The 19,255-nt window shown below is 71.4% G+C and carries 21 protein-coding genes; 7 read left to right on the forward strand and 14 right to left on the reverse strand.

Annotated features, from left to right (window positions below; genetic code table 11):
- Nucleotides 1-4 precede the first annotated feature (4 nt).
- The 5 genes from BFN33_RS04195 to BFN33_RS04215 form a co-directional block, all read right to left on the reverse strand.
- Complete coding sequence (locus BFN33_RS04195) at nucleotides 5-439, reverse strand: hypothetical protein (protein WP_069758439.1); 435 nt, start codon at nucleotides 437-439, stop codon at nucleotides 5-7.
- Between the two features lie 28 nt (nucleotides 440-467).
- Entirely contained in the window at nucleotides 468-1,301 is an 834-nt protein-coding gene (locus BFN33_RS04200) for a DUF1206 domain-containing protein (protein ID WP_069758440.1), read from the reverse strand.
- Between the two features lie 57 nt (nucleotides 1,302-1,358).
- A complete protein-coding gene (locus BFN33_RS04205; RefSeq protein ID WP_107487970.1) occupies nucleotides 1,359-1,565 on the reverse strand; it encodes a DUF5133 domain-containing protein in 207 nt (68 codons plus the stop codon).
- 33 nt (nucleotides 1,566-1,598) lie between these two features.
- The gene (locus BFN33_RS04210; RefSeq protein WP_069758442.1) at nucleotides 1,599-2,456 is read right to left on the reverse strand and encodes a SigB/SigF/SigG family RNA polymerase sigma factor; all 858 of its coding nucleotides are present in this window, start codon (nucleotides 2,454-2,456) and stop codon (nucleotides 1,599-1,601) included.
- Between the two features lie 205 nt (nucleotides 2,457-2,661).
- The gene (locus BFN33_RS04215; RefSeq protein WP_069758443.1) at nucleotides 2,662-3,105 is read right to left on the reverse strand and encodes an ATP-binding protein; all 444 of its coding nucleotides are present in this window, start codon (nucleotides 3,103-3,105) and stop codon (nucleotides 2,662-2,664) included.
- A 204-nt stretch (nucleotides 3,106-3,309) separates the two neighbouring features.
- Between BFN33_RS04215 and BFN33_RS49395 the strand changes: the two genes are divergently transcribed.
- From BFN33_RS49395 to BFN33_RS04230, 3 genes are all read left to right on the forward strand, one after another.
- Complete coding sequence (locus tag BFN33_RS49395; RefSeq protein ID WP_079140589.1) at nucleotides 3,310-3,519, forward strand: hypothetical protein; 210 nt, start codon at nucleotides 3,310-3,312, stop codon at nucleotides 3,517-3,519.
- A 204-nt stretch (nucleotides 3,520-3,723) separates the two neighbouring features.
- Nucleotides 3,724-5,202: an aminotransferase class I/II-fold pyridoxal phosphate-dependent enzyme gene (locus BFN33_RS04225; protein WP_069758445.1), complete on the forward strand. Its 1,479-nt coding sequence runs from the start codon at nucleotides 3,724-3,726 to the stop codon at nucleotides 5,200-5,202.
- Between the two features lie 258 nt (nucleotides 5,203-5,460).
- Entirely contained in the window at nucleotides 5,461-5,916 is a 456-nt protein-coding gene (locus tag BFN33_RS04230; RefSeq protein ID WP_069758446.1) for a cyclic nucleotide-binding domain-containing protein, read from the forward strand.
- A gap of 194 nt (nucleotides 5,917-6,110) precedes the next feature.
- Here the strand turns inward: BFN33_RS04230 and BFN33_RS04235 are convergent, their stop codons facing one another.
- Nucleotides 6,111-7,409 (reverse strand): MFS transporter, encoded by a 1,299-nt coding sequence (locus BFN33_RS04235; protein WP_069758447.1) that lies wholly within the window; start codon nucleotides 7,407-7,409, stop codon nucleotides 6,111-6,113.
- A 110-nt stretch (nucleotides 7,410-7,519) separates the two neighbouring features.
- The gene (locus BFN33_RS04240; protein WP_069758448.1) at nucleotides 7,520-8,137 is read right to left on the reverse strand and encodes a LysE/ArgO family amino acid transporter; all 618 of its coding nucleotides are present in this window, start codon (nucleotides 8,135-8,137) and stop codon (nucleotides 7,520-7,522) included.
- A 69-nt stretch (nucleotides 8,138-8,206) separates the two neighbouring features.
- Between BFN33_RS04240 and BFN33_RS04245 the strand changes: the two genes are divergently transcribed.
- Nucleotides 8,207-9,097: a LysR family transcriptional regulator ArgP gene (locus BFN33_RS04245; RefSeq protein ID WP_069758449.1), complete on the forward strand. Its 891-nt coding sequence runs from the start codon at nucleotides 8,207-8,209 to the stop codon at nucleotides 9,095-9,097.
- A gap of 87 nt (nucleotides 9,098-9,184) precedes the next feature.
- Here the strand turns inward: BFN33_RS04245 and BFN33_RS04250 are convergent, their stop codons facing one another.
- Nucleotides 9,185-9,889: a TetR/AcrR family transcriptional regulator gene (locus tag BFN33_RS04250; protein ID WP_069758450.1), complete on the reverse strand. Its 705-nt coding sequence runs from the start codon at nucleotides 9,887-9,889 to the stop codon at nucleotides 9,185-9,187.
- Between the two features lie 109 nt (nucleotides 9,890-9,998).
- Here BFN33_RS04250 and BFN33_RS04255 point away from each other — a divergent pair, with 109 nt between their 5' ends.
- Both BFN33_RS04255 and BFN33_RS04260 read left to right on the forward strand, forming a co-directional pair.
- Nucleotides 9,999-11,219, forward strand: a complete 1,221-nt coding sequence (locus BFN33_RS04255; RefSeq protein WP_069758451.1) for a saccharopine dehydrogenase family protein — start codon at nucleotides 9,999-10,001, stop codon at nucleotides 11,217-11,219.
- Between the two features lie 110 nt (nucleotides 11,220-11,329).
- Complete coding sequence (locus BFN33_RS04260) at nucleotides 11,330-11,584, forward strand: WhiB family transcriptional regulator (RefSeq protein WP_069758452.1); 255 nt, start codon at nucleotides 11,330-11,332, stop codon at nucleotides 11,582-11,584.
- Between the two features lie 66 nt (nucleotides 11,585-11,650).
- Here the strand turns inward: BFN33_RS04260 and BFN33_RS04265 are convergent, their stop codons facing one another.
- From BFN33_RS04265 to BFN33_RS04285, 5 genes are all read right to left on the reverse strand, one after another.
- A complete protein-coding gene (locus BFN33_RS04265) occupies nucleotides 11,651-12,100 on the reverse strand; it encodes a DUF6098 family protein (protein WP_069758453.1) in 450 nt (149 codons plus the stop codon).
- Nucleotides 12,101-12,170: 70 nt separating this feature from the next.
- Nucleotides 12,171-13,988 (reverse strand): cell wall metabolism sensor histidine kinase WalK, encoded by a 1,818-nt coding sequence (locus BFN33_RS04270; RefSeq protein ID WP_069758454.1) that lies wholly within the window; start codon nucleotides 13,986-13,988, stop codon nucleotides 12,171-12,173.
- A complete protein-coding gene (locus tag BFN33_RS04275; RefSeq protein WP_069758455.1) occupies nucleotides 13,985-14,686 on the reverse strand; it encodes a response regulator transcription factor in 702 nt (233 codons plus the stop codon). Before BFN33_RS04275 ends, BFN33_RS04270 begins: the two co-directional genes overlap by 4 nt.
- 18 nt (nucleotides 14,687-14,704) lie before the next feature.
- A complete protein-coding gene (locus BFN33_RS04280) occupies nucleotides 14,705-15,454 on the reverse strand; it encodes a L,D-transpeptidase family protein (protein ID WP_069758456.1) in 750 nt (249 codons plus the stop codon).
- Nucleotides 15,455-15,495: 41 nt separating this feature from the next.
- Complete coding sequence (locus tag BFN33_RS04285) at nucleotides 15,496-16,887, reverse strand: M1 family metallopeptidase (protein ID WP_069758457.1); 1,392 nt, start codon at nucleotides 16,885-16,887, stop codon at nucleotides 15,496-15,498.
- Nucleotides 16,888-17,029: 142 nt separating this feature from the next.
- Between BFN33_RS04285 and BFN33_RS04290 the strand changes: the two genes are divergently transcribed.
- Nucleotides 17,030-17,380, forward strand: coding sequence for a DUF488 domain-containing protein (locus tag BFN33_RS04290; protein ID WP_069758458.1), 351 nt, complete (start codon nucleotides 17,030-17,032; stop codon nucleotides 17,378-17,380).
- A 185-nt stretch (nucleotides 17,381-17,565) separates the two neighbouring features.
- On the opposite strand, the gene BFN33_RS04295 is transcribed toward BFN33_RS04290, so the two are convergent.
- Nucleotides 17,566-19,239: an FAD-binding dehydrogenase gene (locus tag BFN33_RS04295; RefSeq protein WP_069758459.1), complete on the reverse strand. Its 1,674-nt coding sequence runs from the start codon at nucleotides 19,237-19,239 to the stop codon at nucleotides 17,566-17,568.
- Nucleotides 19,240-19,255: the final 16 nt, after the last annotated feature.

The following is a 19,255-nucleotide window of genomic DNA, read 5'->3' on the forward strand; positions in this document are numbered from 1 at the left end:
GTGCTCACAGGTCCGTGGGCAGACCGCTCACCTCGGCGATGCCGCGCAGCTCGTCGTCGAGCCGACGGCGTTCGCGGATGTAGTCGGCGATCTCCCCGAGGCGGACCGGGTCCTCGGCGGTGTCCGCGTCGGTGACCACCCGGATCGGACTGGTGCCCTCGTCGACATGGAGTTCGATCACCTTGTTGTCCAGTCGGCCGGTCACGGCGGTGGCGATGACCAGGGCGGCCTCGTCGCGGACCACCTGGGGCAGCCCGTCCTGCCGGCTGTCCTCCAGCGCGAAGTCCAACGCGGGCAGCTGTTGCTCCTCGATCGCCCGCAGGACCGGGCTGACCACGTCGAGCAGCGTCTCGTAGTCCTCCGAGGCCATGCGGATGCGCAACAGATTCAGGTAGACGTCCACGGGCCTACCGTCGGGCGGAAGCTCGGGTTCGTTCATGCCCCTCGGGTTCCCCGTGTTCCGCCGCTCAGACACGTCGCCACCGGGCCATCGCGAACGAGAAGACACCGAACAGCACCAGCCCTGCCGCGACCAGGACGAGCAGCCACGGTCCAAGGGGTGTCTCGGCGAACGAGCGGAGCGTGTCGTCGAGGCCCTTGGCCTTCTTGGGCTCGTAGTCGACCGCGGCGCGGACGGCGAACGCGCCCGCCGCGATGAACACCACTCCACGCGCCGTTCCGCCGCCGACACCGGTCACATCGACCAGCTTCCGGACCCGCGGGCCCATCTGGGCGAGCTTGAGCTTGTCGTGGAAGGACCTGCGCAGCGCCTGTACGGCGATCCACACACCGGCCACCGAGACACCGACGCCCGCGACGCCCACGAGCCACTGCCCCGCGGGCCACTCCAGGGCCCGGGCGGTGATGTCCCTGGACTGTTTGTCGCTCGATCCTCCGCTGCCGGAGCCGGCGGCGAAGGACAGCACGGAGTAGGCGACGAACGCGTAGAAGACGCAGCGGGCCGCCGACAGCAGCCGTTTCGTGGCTTTACGGCCGTCAGGACCGACCGCGCCGAACACCACCTCGGACAGCCGCCACAGGGCCATGCCGACGAGCCCGATGCCCAGCGCCCACAGGACGACGGAACCGAACGGTTTGTCGGCAAGTGCGGCGAGGGCACCGCCGCGGTCGGCCTGACGCCCGCCGTCGCCGAAGGCGATCTGCAGGGCCAGTACACCGACCAGCAGATAGATCACTCCGCGGGCGGTGAACCCCGCGCGGGCGGCATACTCCATGGCGGAGCCGCGTGCCGCGCGCCTGGCCTGGATCCGGCCGGCCTGTGCCGTGGAGCTCGTGGTCATGTAGACCCCCCCTTGAAGTCCGGATGCCGTCCTGGCGGGCGGTCACACGGAGTGTGGTCAATCGGTCAGTCGCGCGTGTTCAGGCATGGCCGCGAGCAGGCGGTGAGCCGTCTCCAGGGCCGGCCGCACATCCCGGGTGCCGGTGGAAACACAGAGCGTGTAGGCGAGATCCCGGGCCTGCGGGCTCGGCTCGGCCGCCATCGCGGCCTCCTCGGCCCGCAGTGCCTCGTACGCGTCGACGAGACTGGCGCAGGTACGCGGGATCGGGTATCAGTCTCGGGCTCGCTCCTCGTAAGCTCACGCTTCTCCCGACCCGTCGGCGGCCTGCCGCCGCGCCCGGTCCGCCAGCGCCTCGTCGCGCACACGCGCGCAGCTGCGGCTGATGAGCCGCGAGACGTGCATCTGCGAGATGCCGAGCTGGTCGGCGATGCGGCTCTGTGTCATGTCCTCGAAGAAGCGCATGTAGAGGATGGCGCGCTCGCGCTCGGGCAGCCGACGCAGGCCCTCCTTGGCGGATTCGCGGTCGACCACGACGTCGTACGACGAGTCGGGGGCACCGAGGGTGTCGGCGAGGCTGTAGCCGTCGTCGCCGGCCGAGAGCTCGGCGTCCAGGGACAGCGTGCTGAAGCTTTCGAGGGCCTCCAGACCGGTGGTGACCTCGTCCTCGGTCAGGCCGGTGTGGGCGGCGAGGTCGGCGGGCGTCGGTTCGGGGGAACCGGGGTTCTGGGTGAGTTCGCGCCGGGCCACCCGCACCTTGTTGCGCAGTTCCTGTACGCGGCGGGGCACCCTGAGGGCCCACATGCGGTCCCGGAAGTGGCGCTTGACCTCGCCCGTGATGGTGGGCACGGCGTAGCTCTCGAAGGCTCCGCGTTCCGGTTCGAACCGGTCGATGGCCTTCACGAGCCCGAGTGCCGCGACCTGGCGCAGGTCCTCCAGCGACTCGCCGCGGTCGCGGAACCGGCCGGCGATGCGGTGGGCCATGGGCAGCCAGGCGGTCACGAGTTCGTCGCGCAGGGCGTCGCGCTCGGGGCCTTCCTCCAGCCCGGCCAGCCGGGCGAAGAGGGCCATGGTGTCGGGGGCGTCGTCGTGCCGCCGCCTGCCGGCGGTGGGGCGGGTCTGGGTGGTGGTACGGCTGGTCGACGTGTCGGTGAGCATGCGGATTCGCTCCTGAAGAACGGGTTCAGGGACTGACCGCGGGAGGGACGCCGCCGGGACCGCCGAAGAGGGGCCCGCAGCAGCCATACAGCTCCCGCTGGCGCGCCTCCGGTCCGAAGCACGAAACTGCGTCTGCCCTGCTGTATGGGGCTCAAACTCGGCTTTTGAAACTCCGTTTTCTGGCGGCTTCCGCGGAGGTGCCGGCTCAGTTCAGAGGCACCACGGCGGTGATGCACTTACCGCCCGAGGGCAGGTCGGTCACGCGGACGTCGCGGGCCAGTCGGCAGACGATCGGCCAGCCGTGACCGCCCGGGCGCCACCTGCCCTGCGGGTCGACGGGCTCCTTGGCGACCGGCAGTTCGGCGCTGCGGTCGCTGACCGAGAGGCATACGCCCCGGCCCCCGACGTCGACGTGGAAGTCGGTGATGCCGCCGCCGTGCAGGATCGCGTTGGTGGTGAGTTCGGAGGCGACGAGGAGCGCGTCCGAGAGGGCCTGCGCGTCGCACGAGACGTGCGTGGTGCGGCAGCGCTCGGACACGGCCCACTCGACCGCCCGGCGCGCCTCGTCCGGCCTGCACGGCCGTGACCGTGCGTGCGGGTGCGCGACGGCGAGTTCGGGTGCGGATTCGGCCCTGTGCTCCTCGCACATGAAGTGGCTCCTGATCGTGGATCGGCTGGCTCTTGCGTCGGTGGAGCGGAAGCCCGGCCCTGCCCACGGCCCGCTGACCGCGCTGGACGGTGCTTTCTCCGTGGGCCTCCAGTAATCGGCTGACCTCTCCTCGTCCGGTCAAACCTCCCCGTTTCGGGCGGGACGCCGGGTCATTCGATCGCGATCCCGGGGTACGCGGGCGGTATGACGGATGTCGTGGACTCAGACGAACTGCTGCGCCGGATCCAGCGGGCCCGAGCCTGCGCGGTGGAGGAAGAACGGTCCTGGCGGGCGCGGAGCGACGAGTTGCGGCCCTCCGATCCGGAGGCCGCCGGGGACGCCGCCGTACGCACCCTGGCCTACGAGGCCGTGATCAGGGTGCTGGACGAGGTGCTCAGGCCGGGCAGTCGCTGACCGCCCGCATTCGTGGCGGCGCGGTCGTAGCGGCGGATCCGGACGGGGGCCGGCATCCCGGCCGTGCGGACCATCGCGCCGATCACGCAGTGCGCGCCCATCGGGCGGCTGACCAGGATCGATACCGCCGCCGTCGCGGGCAGCATGGCCCGGGCGTCCGGTGCGCGCTGATTGACGGTGGGCCGGGCCGGGCACCCGAGCCCCATGACTGTCGACCACACCCAAGCACCCGTTCTGGAAGCTCTGGCCGACTACCACCGCCGGGGACAGTTGTCCTTCACGCCGCCGGGACACAAACAGGCCCGTGGGGCCGACCCGGCGGTCCGGGAGACGCTGGGCGACGCGGTCTTCCTCGGGGACGTGCTGGCGTCGGGCGGTCTGGACGACCGGCTGACCCGGGGGCGGGTGCTGGAGCGGGCCGAGGAGCTGATGGCCGACGCCGTGCACGCCGAGCACACGTTCTTCACCACGTGCGGGAGTTCCCTCTCGGTGAAGGCGGCGATGCTGGCCGTCGCGGGTCCGCACGAGAAGCTGCTGATCGGACGGGACGCCCACAAGTCGGTGGTGTCCGGGCTGATCCTGTCGGGGATCGAGCCGGTCTGGATCGAGCCGCGGTGGGACGCCGAACGCCACCTGGCGCACCCGCCGTCCGCCGCGGAGTACGAGCGGGCCTTCGAAGCCCATCCCGACGCGAAGGGTGCCCTGGTCACCAGCCCGACTCCCTACGGCAGTTGCGCGGCCCTCGGGGACATCGCCGAGGTCTGCCACCGCCGTTCGGTCCCGCTGATCGTGGACGAGGCGTGGGGCGCGCACCTGCCCTTCCATCCCGATCTGCCGTCCTGGGCCATGGACGCGGGCGCCGACATCTGTGTGACCAGCATCCACAAGATGGGCAGCGGCTTCGAACAGGGATCGGTCTTCCACCTGCAAGGCGACCTCGTCCCGCCGGATCTGCTGAAGATGCGCGCGGACCTGCTGGGCACCACCAGCCCCTCGGTGCTGCTCTACGCCGGTCTGGACGGCTGGCGCCGCCAGATGGCGCTGCGGGGCAAGGAGTTGATGGGCGGGGCGCTGGATCTCGCGGCGCGGGTCCGTTCCGCGATCGAGGAGATCGACGGGATGCACGTCGCCGACCGCGACGACTTCTGCGGGCCCGGCCTGGCCGACGACTTCGATCCGCTGCCCGGTGTCATCGACCTCGACGGGCTCGGGATCACCGGATTCCAGGCCGCGGACTGGCTGCGCGAGCACCGGCACATCGACGCCCACCTCACGGACCACCGGCGTATCGGGATGCAGATCACCCACGGCGACGACGAGGAGACGACCGGCGAGTTGCTCGCGGCGCTCAGGGATCTCGCCCGGGTGGCGCCGGAGTTGGGCCCGGCCCCGCGGGTGGAGGTACCGCCGCCGTCCGAACTGCGGATGGAGCAGGTCGTGCTTCCCCGGGACGCGTTCTTCGGTCCGGCCGAGAAGGTGCCGGTCGCCGAGGCCGCGGGGCGGATCGCTGCCGAGATGATCACGCCCTACCCGCCGGGAATCCCGGCCGTGCTGCCCGGTGAACTGCTGACCGAGCCTGTACTGGAGTACCTGCGGACCGGGTTGGCCGCGGGCATGAACCTGCCCGATCCCGCCGACGCGGAGTTGAAGACGATCAGGGTGGCAAACGCGCCCGCCGAGTGAAACCGGTCACGCACCTCGGTTTCCATTGCGCGAAATCGCCATGGATGGTTTACGGTTCACTCATACGTGGTGACGGGGTCGACATACCGTCCTCCGACACCACCTCTGTCTGCCCTGGCTGGTCTCCCCCGTCCAGCCAGGGCTTTTTCATGCCCTGGCCAGATCCTCACATCCGCCGAGGTGCCCCGGGCGACGGCAGCCGCTGAAATGGGCGTAGGCACAACACCGGAATCCATCGCCGGCGAGGAGCCCCGCCTCATGACCAAAGCGATAAAACTGCTGACCGCACTGCCGCAGCCGCAGCGCCAGAGCCTGATGACGCTCGGCAAGGAGGTCTCCTTCCCCGAGGACTTCCACATCTTCGAGGCGGGCGGCAGGGCCGACCGCTTCTGGGTCATCCGCTCCGGAGCGGTCTCGCTGACCCAGCAGGTGACCCCCCAGCACCGGGTCACGGTCGCCGGACTCGGCTCGGGCGACCTGCTCGGCTGGTCCTGGCTGTTCCCGCCGTACCAGTGGGACTTCGGCGCGGAGGCCTTCAGCCCCGTGCGGGCCTACGAGTTCGACGCGGCGGCGGTGCTCCGGCTGTGCGAGGAGGACCGGCAGCTCGGCATGATCCTGGTCCGCAGCGTCGCCGAGATCCTCGCCCACCGGCTGGAGACCACCCGGGGCAAGCTGATGGAGCAGTACGGCACGCGTCGGCGCGGTGTTCTCTAGCGCCTCGGCAGGCTGCGTCCGCCCGTTGAGAGCCGGCGTCCGATGCCTGTTCGCGGCGTGCCGGCCGGAAGTGCTCGTACTGGATGTACCGGGGCCTTCGGCCGGTGCGGCGAAAGGGCGTGCCGGGCGTCGCGGCGGGGCGAGCCCCGCCTGCCGAGGCACTGGGCCCCTGGCGGCAGGGGGCTCCGCAGGTCTCAGATGCGGTAGCGGCGCAGCGCCGGCACGGCCAAGGCCAGGATCAGCATGAGGGCGACGACCAGGATGCCGCCGCCTGCGACCGCGGGCCGGGCCCCGAAGGCCGAGCCGGCGGTGCCGTGCAGGACGTCGGCGAGGCGGGGGCCGCCCGCGACGACGACGGTGAAGACACCCTGCATACGGCCGCGCATCTCGTCCGTCGCGGCGGAGAGCAGGATCGCCCCGCGGAAGACCATCGAGACCATGTCGGCGACCCCGGCCGCGGCCAGGAACACCACGGCGAGCCACAGACTGCTGCTGAGCCCGAAGCCGGTGATGGCCAGGCCCCAGGCGACGACCGCGCCGATGACCATCCAGCCGTGCCGACGGGCCCGCGAGAAGACGCCGGAGAACAGACCGCCGACCACGGCGCCGATCGGGATCGCGGCGAACAGCAGGCCCAGCGCGAGCCCCTCGTCGTAGGAGGCGTAGGTCTCGGAGGCGAGCTGCGGGAACAGGGCCCGGGGCATGCCGAAGACCATGGCGATGATGTCGGCGAGGAAGGACAGCAACAGCACCTTGTGCGCGGAGATGTAGCGGAAGCCCTCGGCGATCTCGCGGACGCCGGCCCGACGCGCCGCAGCGGCCGCGAGCGGCGGCAGGGACGGCAGCTGGTACACCGCCCACACCGTCACACACAGCGCCAGGGCGTCGATGAGGTAAAGCTCGGGCAGGCCGATCACCGGGATCAGGACGCCCGCGAGGAGCGGGCCCATCACCTGGCCGGTCTGCATGACGGTCGAGCCGAGGGCGTTGGCGGCAGGGAGCTGGTCCTCGGGCACCAGCCGGGCGATGGAGGCGTTGCGGGCAGGGGAATTGAGGCCCCAGAACGCCTGCTGCACCGCGAGCAGGACCATCAGGGCCGCCACCGAGTCGAGCCCGCTGAGGGCCTGGAGCCAGAACAGGACCGATGTGACGGCGATGCCGGTGTTGGTGATCAGCAGCAGCTTGCGGCGGTCCATGCTGTCGGCGACCGCGCCGCCCCACAGCGCGAACACGATCAGCGGCAGCAGTCCGGCCATGCTCGCGGCGCCGACCCAGGCCGAGGAGCCGGTGATGTCGTAGATCTGCTTGGGCACCGCGACGGCGGTGAGCTGGCTGCCGACGGCCGTGACGATGGTCGAGCTCCACAGTCGGCGGTAGGCCGGTATGCGCAGCGGGCGGGTGTCCATCGCCCAGCGACGCCAGCCGCGCCGGGTCGACGGCGCCTCGTCCGCGGCCGGTGTCCTGGATTCGGTGCTGCTCTCGCCGGTGTCCACACGTGTCCTGGTTGCTCGTTACATCTAACGGATCCGGGGTTCACTATCGCAGCACCGTCCAGGAGTCCGGGACGCGGTGTCTCAGCTCGTGGATCCGGCCCTTGACGACTTCACGCGCCGGCCACCAGGGTGGCGCCGAGCGCGACCATCGTGGCGGCGACCAGGCCGTCGAGCACGCGCCAGGCGGTCGGCTTGGCGAGGAAGCGGCTGAGCAGCCGGGCCCCGAAGCCGAGCGCCGCGAACCAGCAAAGACTGGCGAGGACGGCACCGAGTCCGAAGGTCCAGCGCAGCGGACCGCGGTCGGCGGCGATGGATCCGAGGAGGAACACGGTGTCGAGGTAGACGTGCGGGTTGAGCCAGGTCATCGCCAGACAGGTCAGCACCGCGCGCTTCCGGGAGCCCGTCGCCTCGCCCTCCGCCCGCAGGCCCGACTCCCCCGGCCTGAGGACCCGGCGGGCGGCGAGGACGCCGTAGCAGAGCAGGAAGCCGCCGCCGATCCAGCCGACCAGGGTCAGCGCGCCCGGCCAGGCGACCACCACGGCGCCGACACCGCCGACGCCGAGAGCGATGAGGAGGGCGTCGGACAGCGCGCAGATGCCGACGACGGCGAGGACGGCGTCGCGGCGGATCCCCTGACGCAGGACGAAGGCGTTCTGGGCGCCGATGGCGACGATGAGCGAGAGGCCGGTGCCGAAACCGGCGGCAGCGGCGGACAGGGAGGCGGGCATGGCTTCGACGGTACGGAGACGATCACCGCGCGTACAGCTAAAGATTCTTAAGTATCATTAGTTGTCGTGATGATGACCGAGCTACCCCTTGATCAGGTGCGCACGCTGCTCGCGGTTGTCGACGAGGGCACCTTCGACGCCGCGGCCGCCGCTCTGCACGTGACCCCGTCGGCGGTGAGTCAGCGGGTGAAGGCGCTGGAGCAGCGCACGGGTCGGGTGCTGCTGGTGCGCACGAAGCCGGTGCGGCCGACCGAGTCGGGGGAGGTGGTGGTGCGGTTCGCCCGGCAGCTGGCCCGGCTGGAGCGGGACGCTCTCGCCGAGCTGGGCATGCCGGGCGAGGGCGAGGTGACCCGGATCTCGGTCGCGGTGAACGCGGACTCCCTGGCGACCTGGTTCCTGGGAGCACTCACACGGGTTCCCGAACGGGAGCGGCTGTGTTTCGAGCTCCGGCGCGAGGACGAGACCCGTACGGCGGAGCTGCTGCGGGAGGGGCTGGTGATGGCGGCGGTGACGTCCTCGCCCGAGGCCGTGGCGGGGTGTTCCGTGCGGGCGCTGGGGCGGATGCGGTATCTCGCCGCGGCGAGTCCCGGGTTCGTGTCGCGGTATCTCGAGGGGTCTGGGCGGGAGGGGCTCGGGGAGGCGCCGGTGGTGACGTTCGACCGCAGCGACGACATCCAGGACGGGTTCCTGCGGCGGCTGGGCCGTGGTGGGGCGAGCCGGGTGCGGCATGCGGTGCCGGCGTCGGAGGGGTTCGTGGAGGCGGTCGCGCTGGGACTGGGGTGGGGGATGGTGCCGGAGATTCAGGCGGGCCCGTTGCTGCGCGAGGGGCGGTTGGTCTCGCTGGTGCCGGATCAACCGGTGGATGTCCCGTTGCACTGGCAGCAGTGGAAACTCGACTCGCCCGCGCTGGCCGCGGTGGCGGAGGCGGTGATGGTGGCCGCGTCGGAAACGCTGCGGTGAGGTCCGCCGTCGATGGCCTGGCCTCGTCCGTCGTGGCCGGTCGCGCCCGTGCGGCGACGCCGCATGGTGATACAGCCCCGCTGGCCTTCAGGGCGCCACTCGGAGCCGTGTCTCCGCACTGTCCAGGAGCATGTCCAAGGCCGTCTCGTATGCGCTGGTGACCATGCGGGTCGCCAGTAGGGGTGCCGCCTCCGCGATGCGGGGGTAGCGGTCGCCGGGCAAGTGGGCGTACGTCGAGCGCCACATGGACTCGTCGGCGTCCAGCGCCGCGCTCGGCAGGGCCAGCGACGCCGCATCCAGGGCCGCGAAGGCCAGCGTCTGGTCGATGAAGGCGTGGTAGATCCGCACCGTGTCCGGGAGGGGGAAGCCCGCCCTGCGCAGGACGTCCAGGACCGCCTCGTCCGCGGCCAGTTCGTTGGCCCGGCCGGTGACCCTGCTGGTCGTCAGCACGGCGGCCTGGGGATGGGCGACGTACGCGGCGTGGATGCGCAGGCCCACCTCGCGCAGATCGTGCCGCCACCGCCCCGTCGGCGTCCAGCCCGCCAGCGCCTGCCCGATCAGGGCGTCGCCGATGGCCAGCGTCAGGTCGTCCATGCCGCGGAAGTAGCGGTAGAGCGTGCTCGGGTCGGCGTCCAGTGCCAGGCCAAGGCAGCGGGCGGTGAGGCCTGTGCTGCCGTGTTCGCGGAGCATCCGCAGAGCCGTCTCGACGATCAGTTCCTCGGACAGCACGGTCCCGCTCCGGGTGGGCCTGCGCCGACGGCGCTTGTCCTCGGGGACCACGGGCTTGGGCATGGCGGCCTCCTTATGCCAACGCCATTGACCTTAAACGGGCGCACGGCGTTGTATCTCCGCCAGGGGCCCCTCACATCTGCGACCTTTGACCCGTAAGGGAGTTTTTGTCATGCGTGTACTGCTCGTGGGCGCCGGGGGCGTCGGCACGGCCATCACCCGGATCGCTGCCCGGCGGCCGTTCTTCGACGTCATGGTCGTCGCCGACTACGACCCGGCCCGCGCCGAGGCCGCGGTGACCGCGCTCGGCGACAGGGCAGACCGGTTCCGCGCCGAGCGCGTGGACGCGAACGACGAGTCGGCCGTGACCGCCCTGCTGGAGCGGCATGCCTGCGACGTCCTCCTCAACGCCACCGACCCGCGGTTCGTGATGCCCCTGTTCCGGGCGGCGCGCTCCGCCGGGGCGACCTATGTCGACATGGCGATGTCCCTGTCGCGTCCGCATGCCGAGCGGCCGTACGAGGAGTGCGGGGTCAAGCTGGGCGACGAGCAGTTCGCGCGGGCCGAGGAGTGGGAGAAGGCGGGCGCTCTGGCGCTCGTCGGCATGGGTGTGGAGCCGGGTCTCTCGGACGTCTTCGCCCGGCACGCCGCCGATGAGCTCTTCGACGAGATCGAGGAGATCGGGGTCCGCGACGGCGCGGATCTCACCGTCGACGGCTACGACTTCGCCCCTTCCTTCAGCATCTGGACGACCATCGAGGAGTGCCTGAACCCTCCCGTGGTCTACGAGGCCGACCGCGGCTGGTTCACGACGGAACCCTTCAGCGAGCCGGAGGTCTTCGACTTTCCCGAGGGCATCGGCCCGGTCGAGTGCGTGAATGTGGAGCACGAGGAGGTGCTGCTCGTCCCCCGCTGGGTCGGTGCGCGCCGGGTCACCTTCAAGTACGGACTGGGCCGCGAGTTCGTGGAGACGCTGAAGACGCTGCACCTGCTCGGCCTCGACCGCACTGCGCCGGTGACCGTGCCGAGCGCCGCGGGGCCGGTCGCGGTCTCGCCCCGCGACGTCGTGGCCGCGTGTCTGCCCGATCCGGCGACGCTGGGCGAGCGGATGCACGGCAAGACCTGTGCGGGCACCTGGGTGAAGGGGGTGAGGGACGGGGCGCCGCGCGAGGTGTACCTCTACCACGTGGTCGACAACCAGTGGTCCATGGCGGAGTACGGCTGTCAGGCGGTGGTGTGGCAGACCGCCGTGAACCCGGTCGTCGCCCTCGAACTCCTCGCCACCGGTGCCTGGTCCGGCGCGGGCGTCCTCGGTCCGGAGGCCTTCCCGGCCCGTCCGTTCCTGGATCTGCTGACCGCGTACGGCTCCCCGTGGGGCATGCGGGAACAGTGATTCGGCACAGCCCACAGGACCCGATTGTTTCACCGCGCATCGACAGGTGACCCGAAAGCGAGTAAGGCATGCACGAGGGCACGTACGACTTCGATCGCAGGTGACTATTGATGGACAACTGGCGAACCCATGCCGCGTGCCGCCGCGAGGATCCGGACCTCTTCTTCCCGATCGGCACCACCGGCCCCGCACTGGTCCAGACGGAGCAGGCCAAGTCCGTCTGCCGGCGCTGTCCCGTCCAGGAGCAGTGTCTGCAGTGGGCCCTCGACACCGGGCAGGGCATCGGCGTCTGGGGCGGCACCAGCGAGACGGAACGCCGGGCACTCGCCCGGCGCGCGGCGGCCGCACGGAGAAGGGCCGGCTGAGCGGGTCCGTTCAGCACGGTCCGCTGACCGGGCCCGGCCCACGACACGTTCGTGGGCCGGGCCCGGTCAGCGGACCGTGCGGCGCAGTGGGCCCCAGGAGTTCTCCTGCCGCTCCACTTCGGCCCGCGCCTCGTCGATCACGCGGGTGTCGATCCAGCACATCGGCCGTACATCCGTGACGAGGGGCTCGTTGTCCGGCCCCCGGCCCCGCTCGCGTCCCTGGAGGACCCAGGGGCGTACGTCGGGGCCCTTCTCGTGCGGGAGGTGCGAGTAGTCGTACAGGCGTCGGGCCACCCACAGCTGCACGGGTCGGCCCTGCCACCACTCCTCCACGCCGAGCGGGTTCGCCGACAGTCCCGGCAGTGACACGCCGGTGAGCTCGTCGGTGCTGGACACGCGGGCAAGATCGACCTCGGGGCCGCGCGACCAGCGGACGTACAGCTGTCCGTGCCGTTCGGTCAGGCTCCCGAGTTCAGCGAGTGTCCGTACCACCGGCAACCCGTCCGACATGCTCATGTCCCGGCCTCCCTCTCCTCTCACCTCTGCTTTCGCAGGCATACGGGGTACCCGCGCGCCGAGAAGAAAATCAGGGGTACGGCTGAGGCGCCGGGCCCCCGGGCAGCCGCAGGGTGAAGACGCTGCCGACGCCGGGCTCGCTCGCCGCCTCGACCGTTCCGCCGTGGGCGGCGACCAGGTGGCGGACGATGGGGAGGCCGAGGCCCGATCCCCCGGTACGGCGGCTGCGGGACTTCTCCGCGCGCCAGAACCGGTCGAAGACGTGGGGCAGGTCGGCCGGCGCGATACCGGTGCCGGTGTCGGCGACCGCCAAGGCGATGTCGTCGCCGTCCAGGCGCGCGGATAGGGTGACCGTGCCGCCGGCCGGGGTGTGGCGCAGGGCGTTGGAGACCAGGTTGCCGAGCGCCTGCCGCATCCGGAGCGGGTCGCCGTCCAGCCAGGGCTCGCCGTCGATGTCGGTGCGCAGTTCGACACGGGCCGCGCCGGCGGTGACGCGGTGGGCGGCGGCGACCTGCTGGAGGAGTTCGTCGCAGCGGACGGGCTCCCGGTGCAGGCGCAGGGTGCCGGCGTCGGCGGCGGCGAGGTCCTGGAGGTCGTCGATGACGCGCTGCAGGACGAGGGCCTCCTCGTGCAGGGAGGCGAGCAGGGCGGGGTCGGGGTCGACGACACCGTCCCGGGTGACCTCCAGCCAGCCGCGGATGTTGGTGAGCGGGGTGCGGAGTTCGTGGGCGATGTCGCTGACCATCGCCTTGCGCTGGGCTTCCAGGCGCTCGCGGCGTTCGGTCAGGTCGTTGAAGGCCGCGGCGAGGATGCCGGTCTCGTCGCGAGTGGTGACGGGAACGCGCACATGGAGTTCGGGCGGCTGCTGGGCCGCGGCGGTGAGCGCGCGCAGCGGACGCACCAGCCGGGTGGCGACCAGCGCGGTCGCGGCGACGGTGACGGCGAGCACGAGACCCGCGGTGCCCACGACCTTGGCCTTGTTGCCCGGGGACATGTCGAACAGCACGGCGGGCGTGTCCCCGGTGCCCAGGAAGAGTTCGGCCACCGGCGCCACGTACGGGTCGAGCTGGGTGCGGCGGGCCTTGTCGAGGCAGGGCTGAACCGAACGCGCCTCATCGGTGCCGAGCTTGCCGCCCAGGGGATCGCGCGCGTCCAGCCCGGCCGGTTCGCTTCCGAGCAGCGCGGCCATCCGGGGGTCCAGTCCGGCCTTGGTCAGGCAGGCGCGGCCGAGCGACTTCACCTCCTTCACCGCTTTGTCCTCCGAAGGGGTGGGTGTGTTGAGCAGTCCGTCGGCGCAGGCGTCGGGCACATGGTCGGGCGCGGAGCCGGTCTCCGCGTCGGTGAGGACCGTCCGCCCGCTCGGCGTACGGCTCAGACGGGTCCGCACACCGAACTGGGAGAAACAGGCCTGCCGCTTGCGGGCCAGGGCGGCGACCTTGACGCGTTCCGCCTCGGTGAGCCGGTACGGGCCGACCGCCCGCGGGTCGATGCCGGGGACCTGGGCGCCGCGCTCGGTGTAGGTGTCGGTGTGCAGCGGGTCGACGGTGGCGGCCGCGCTCGGTGGCAGGGAGGTGCCGCGCGACGCGGAGTCGGCGATGATCCGGCGGTCCGAGGCGGTCAGGGCGATACGACGGCCGGTCCTCGCCGAAAGCTCCCGCACGGTGGCGGCCACCCCCGTCCAGTCGGGGTGGGTCGCCGCGTATCCGCTGAGTTCGGCGAGGACCTCCATGTCGTCGGCGAGTGCCTGCCCCTGTTCCTCGCGCAGCGCCTGGGTGGTGGTCGCCACGGCCAGCCAGGCGGTCGCGGCCACCGAGCACACGGCGATGAGCCCGGACGTGATCAGCAGGCGGACCAGCAGCCGCTTGTGCAGGGGTATCCGAGCTCTCATCCACGGCCGCCGCTGAGCTTGTAGCCCACGCCGAACACCGTCAGCAGCCGCACCGGCCGGCGCGGATCGGCCTCGATCTTGCGGCGCAGGTTCATGACGTGCACGTCCACGGCCCGTTCGGTGGAGGCCCGGTCGGTGCCCCGGGTGATCTCCAGCAACTGCCGCCGTGAGAAGACCCGTTCCGGCTCGGCGACCATGGCGAGGAGGATCTCGAACTCGGCCGGCGTGCATTCCACCGGCGCCCCGTCGCAGCGCACCTCGTGCCGTACGGGATCGACCGCCAGGCCTCCGGCGCGCACGACGGGATCCTCGGGCCGGTCGGCGGCCGCGCCCCGTCCGCTGCGCCTGAGGACGGTCCGGATCCGGGCCATCAGTTCGCGCGGGCTGTACGGCTTGGTCATGTAGTCGTCGGCGCCCAGCTCCAGGCCCAGCAGGACGTCGTCCTCCTCCGAGCGCGCGGTGAGCATCACGACGGGAATGTCCTCGTCGCGGCGCAGCACCCGGCACACGCCGAAGCCGTCGATCACCGGGAGCATCAGGTCCAGGACGACGAGGTCGGGGGCGAGCCGCCGGGCCGCCTCCAGGGCGGCCCGCCCGTCGTGGACCACGGTGGCGGTGTGGCCTTCCGCGAGCAGGGAGCGCCGTATGAGTTCGGCCTGCATCTCGTCGTCCTCGGCTACCAGCACATGTGCGCACACCCGGCGGATCCTAAGCGGTCAGCGGGTCAGGGACTTGGCGTCGCCCATGACGACGACCGGATGGAGGCCCGGGTCCAGGGTCAGGAGCAGCTCCTTCATGTGCTCCTCGGCGATGCTCACACAGCCGTGGGTGGGTCCACCGTGGTCGACGTGGAGCCATATCCCGCCACCGCGCCCCGCGCCGAGGGGCCGCGTCCAGTCCAGGGGTGAAGTCCCGGGCCGCCGGTTGTAGTTGATGGCGATCACGTAGTCGAAGGATCCGGCCAGCGGCTCGCCCTCGAAGCCCGTGCCGGGTGAGGTGAAGCCGACGCCGCGGTCGTACGGCAGCTTGGTGCCGGGGTTCTTCAGCAGCCCTCCGGCGTCCGTGAGGGTGTAGACGCCGGTCGGTGAGCGCAGGTCGCCCGCCAGGTGGTGGTCGGTCCAGCCCTTGAGGGCGTTGTGCGCGGGCCAGCTCGCACCGGCCTGCCAACCGGCCTCGGTGCGCTCGTACAGGACCACGGTGGAGGCCGACGAGTCGCGGCCCCGCCCGGTGACCACGACGGCCTGTCGTGCGTCGGCCGGCACCTTCGCCCACGTCTTCGGACCGAGCCCGGGTATCTGCCGGGGGACGACCGCGACGGATATCTCAGGTGAGGGCGTGGGCGCGGGCTCCAAGGTGTCCTGAGAGGGCGTGGGCCCGGCCGCCGTGCTGGCCACGGCACCGCCGCCGCATCCGGTGAGAAGCAGAGATGCGGCGAGCAGGGCCACGTGGGTTCTGCGTGTGATCATGGAACGACTCTGGCCGACACTTGTAAGGAACTGGTCAGGTTCTAGGCCCGGTTCGGTTTACCCGCTGTGTAGAGCCAGGTATGGAACAGGCTGTCCAGGTCCTTGCCCGACACCCGTTCCGCGAGGCGCTGGAACTGTGCGGTGGTCCCGTTGCCATTGCGGTGCCCGGAGGCCCAGGCGCGCAGGATCAGGAAGAACGCCCGGTCGCCGACACGCGTGCGCAGCGCGTGCAGGGTCATGGCGCCACGGGCGTAGACGGGGGTGCCGAAGATGTTGGCGCCGCTGCCGGGGTCGCCGGGCGGGAACTCCCACAGGTCGTCGCTCGCGGGTTTCGCGTACAGGCCGTCGAAGGTCTTCTGCGCGCTGTCGCCGCCGTGCTGCTCGTCGTAGAGCCATTCCGCGTAGGTGGCGAAGCCCTCGTTGAGCCAGATGTCCTTCCACGAGGTGAGGGAGACGGAGTCGCCGAACCACTGGTGGGCGTTCTCGTGGACGAGGGTGCTCAGGTCGGGTGCCCGGTCGTAGACCGGACGGCTCTGGGTCTCCAGCGCGTAGCCGACGTTCGGGGCGCGGTCCACGATGGAGCCCGCGGCACGGAACGGATAGGGCCCGAACAGCTTGCTCTCCCACTCCAGGACGGAGGGCAGTTTCTTGAGGACCGGGGCTGCCGCGGCGGCCTCGCGCGGGTCGACGGCGTTGTAGACCCGGATGCCGCTTTTGGTGGTGAACTGCTGCACCTTGAACTTGCCGACGGTGGCCGTGGCCAGGTAGGCGGCCATGGGTTCGCGCTGGCGCCAGCGGAACGTGGTCTTCGCGTGCGTGGTCCGCTGGGAGAGGAGGACGCCGTTGGCGACGGCGGTGCGCCCCTTGGGGACGGTGATCGTGAAGTCGTACGACGACTTGTCCGTGGGGTGGTTGTTCGCCGGGAACCAGGTCATGGCGCCCTGCGGTTCCCCGGCGACGAAGGCCCCGTCGTCGGTGGGGATCCAGCCGTCGAGCGAGCCGTCCGGGTCGGTGACGGGACGGGGCTTGCCCCGGTAGGTGACGGTGATGGTGAACCGTTCCCCCTTGCGCAGGGCGCGCCTCGGGGTGACGACCAGTTCCTGTCCGTCGCGGCGGAAGCCGGCCTTGGCGTGATCGACCGTCAGACCGGTGACGGTCAGGCCCTTGAAGTCGAGGTCGAAGCGGCTGAGTCGCTGGCCGGCGCGGGCGGTGAGGACCGCCTTGCCGTCGAGATGGCCGCTCCCGGGGTCGTAACCGAGCGTCAGGTCGTAGTGGTCGACGTGGTATCCGCCGTTTCCGGCGAGCGGAAAGTAGGGATCGCCGGCTCCGGATGAGCCCGTCGACGGAGGGGACCCTGCGGCAGCCCCGAGCAGCGCCACGAGGGCGACCGGGGTGGTGACGAGGACGAGAGTGCGTCTGACGGCCTTCGGCACGTGCGCTCCTACAGGTCGGGGGGTGGGCAATGGCTTCACACTAAAGGCCGCCTCCGCCGCAACTCACCCTTGATGAGGTCAAGTCACGCCCGGCTGCGCAGTACGCTCCCGACGCACTCCTGCCTTCGTCGAGAGGTCGCCCGTGAGCGTTCGCATCCGCCGTGTCTACGAACCCCCCGAGCCCGCGGACGGCGTGCGCGTCCTGGTCGACCGGCTGTGGCCGCGCGGGCTGTCCAAGGACGCGGCCCGCGTGGACGAGTGGCCGAAGGCGCTCACCCCGTCGACCGAGCTGCGCCGCTGGTACCACGCGGGCGAGGGGTCGTACGAGGAGTTCGCCGAGCGCTACGAGGCGGAGCTGGCCGATCCCGAGGCGGCCGGGCTTCTCGACCGGGTCCGGGAGCTGGCGAGCAAGGGCGACGTGACCCTGCTGACCGCGTCGAAGACGCCGGAGCGGAGTCACGCCACCGTGCTGGTGCGCCTGCTGGAGTCCTAGTCCGTCGGCAGGCAGCGTTCGCCCCGTCGCGACACCCGGCACGCCCTCTCGCCGCACCGGGCGAAAGCCCAAGCAATCCGGTACGAGGCCTTCCGGCCGGCACCCCCCAGCCTTCGGCCGGGGGACCCCCAGAGCACGCACCGGCCGCCCCGCTCCTCAACGGGCAGACGCTGCCTGCCGAGGCACTAACCGATCTGCTTGGCCGCCGCCCGGCCCGCCGCGCGCCCCGAGAAGAGGCAGCCACCGAGGAAGGTGCCCTCGAGCGCGTTGTAGCCGTGCACACCGCCGCCGCCGAAGCCGGCGACCTCGCCCGCCGCGTACAGGCCTTCGAGGGGCTTGCCGTCGGTGCCCAGGGCGCGGGAGTCGAGGTCGGTCTGGATGCCTCCGAGGGTCTTGCGGGTCAGGATGTGCAGCTTGACGCCGATGAGGGGGCCGGCGGCGGGGTCGAGGATGCGGTGCGGGGTGGCGACCCGGCCGAGGCGGTCGCCGATGTAGCGGCGGGCGTTGCGGATGCCCTGCACCTGGGCGTCCTTGCTGTAGGAGTTGGCGATCTGGAGGTCGCGGGCCTCTATCTGGCGGCGGAGCGAGGCGGCGTCCAGGAGGGCCTTGTCCGTCAGCCCGTTCATCTTCTCGACCAGCTGCTCCAGGTTCGGGGCGGTCACGAAGTCCGCGCCCTTGCGCAGGAACGCGTCGACCGGTCCCGGAGCTCCCTTGCCGAGGAGCCGCTCCTTGAGAAAGCCCGCGCGGTCCTTGGCGGTGATGTCGGGGTTCTGCTCGGAGCCCGAGAGCGCGAACTCCTTCTCGATGATCTTCTGGGTGAGGATGAACCAGGAGTGGTCGTGCTCCGCGATGTCCTCGGTGGTGCGCAGGTGTTCGAGGGTGCTGAGGGTGTCGTAGCCGGGCAGGCACGGCTCGGGCAGCCGGCGGCCGAGGGCGTCGAACCACATGGAGGACGGGCCGGGCAGGATGCGGATGCCGTGGCCGGGCCAGATCGGGTCCCAGTTCTGGATGCCCTCGGTGTAGTGCCACATGCGGTCGCGGTTGACCAGGCGGACGCCGGCGCCGGCGCTGATGTCGAGCATCCGGCCGTCGACGTAGGCGGGCACGCCGGTGACCATCTCGGCGGGCGGGTTGCCGAGCCGTTCGGGCCAGTAGCGGCGGACGATGTCGTGGTTGGCGCCGATACCGCCGGTGGTGACGACGACGGCGTGGGCGGTGAGCTCGAAGTCGCCGACCCGGTCACGGTTGGAGGCGACACCGCGCGCGGAGTTGTCCTCGGCCAGCACCGTGCCGCGCACGCCGCGGGCGGTGCCGTCCTCGACGACCAGTTCGTCGACCTGGTGGCGGTGGTAGAAAGTCAGCAGTCCGTCGCGCGCGGCCTGCTTGGCGTACCCGACGAAGGGCTCGACGACTCCGGTGCCGGTGCCCCAGGCGATGTGGAAGCGGGGCACGGAGTTGCCGTGTCCGTGGGCGGTGAGGTCACCGCGCTCGGCCCAGCCGACGGTCGGCAGGAACTTGATCCCGTGCCCCTCGAGCCAGGACCGCTTTTCCCCCGCCGCGAACTCGACGTAGGCGCGCGCCCAGCGCACCGCCCAGGAGTCCTCGTCCTCGACGCGGTCGAACTTCGCGCTGCCCTGCCAGTCGTTCCAGGCGAGGTCGAAGGAGTCCTTGATGCCGAGGCGCCGCTGTTCCGGGGAGTCGACCAGGAACAGTCCGCCGAAGGACCAGAAGGCCTGGCCGCCGAGATTGGCGGCGTTCTCCTGGTCGACCAGCGCGACCCTCTTGCCGCGGCTGGTGAGCTCGTGCGCGGCGACCAGGCCCGCGAGCCCCGCTCCGACGACGATGACGTCGGCATCCATGGCGACCGTCCCTTCC

The sequence above is a fragment of the Streptomyces sp. LUP47B genome (assembly GCF_001746295.1).
In the GTDB taxonomy this organism is placed as follows: Bacteria; Actinomycetota; Actinomycetes; order Streptomycetales; family Streptomycetaceae; genus Streptomyces.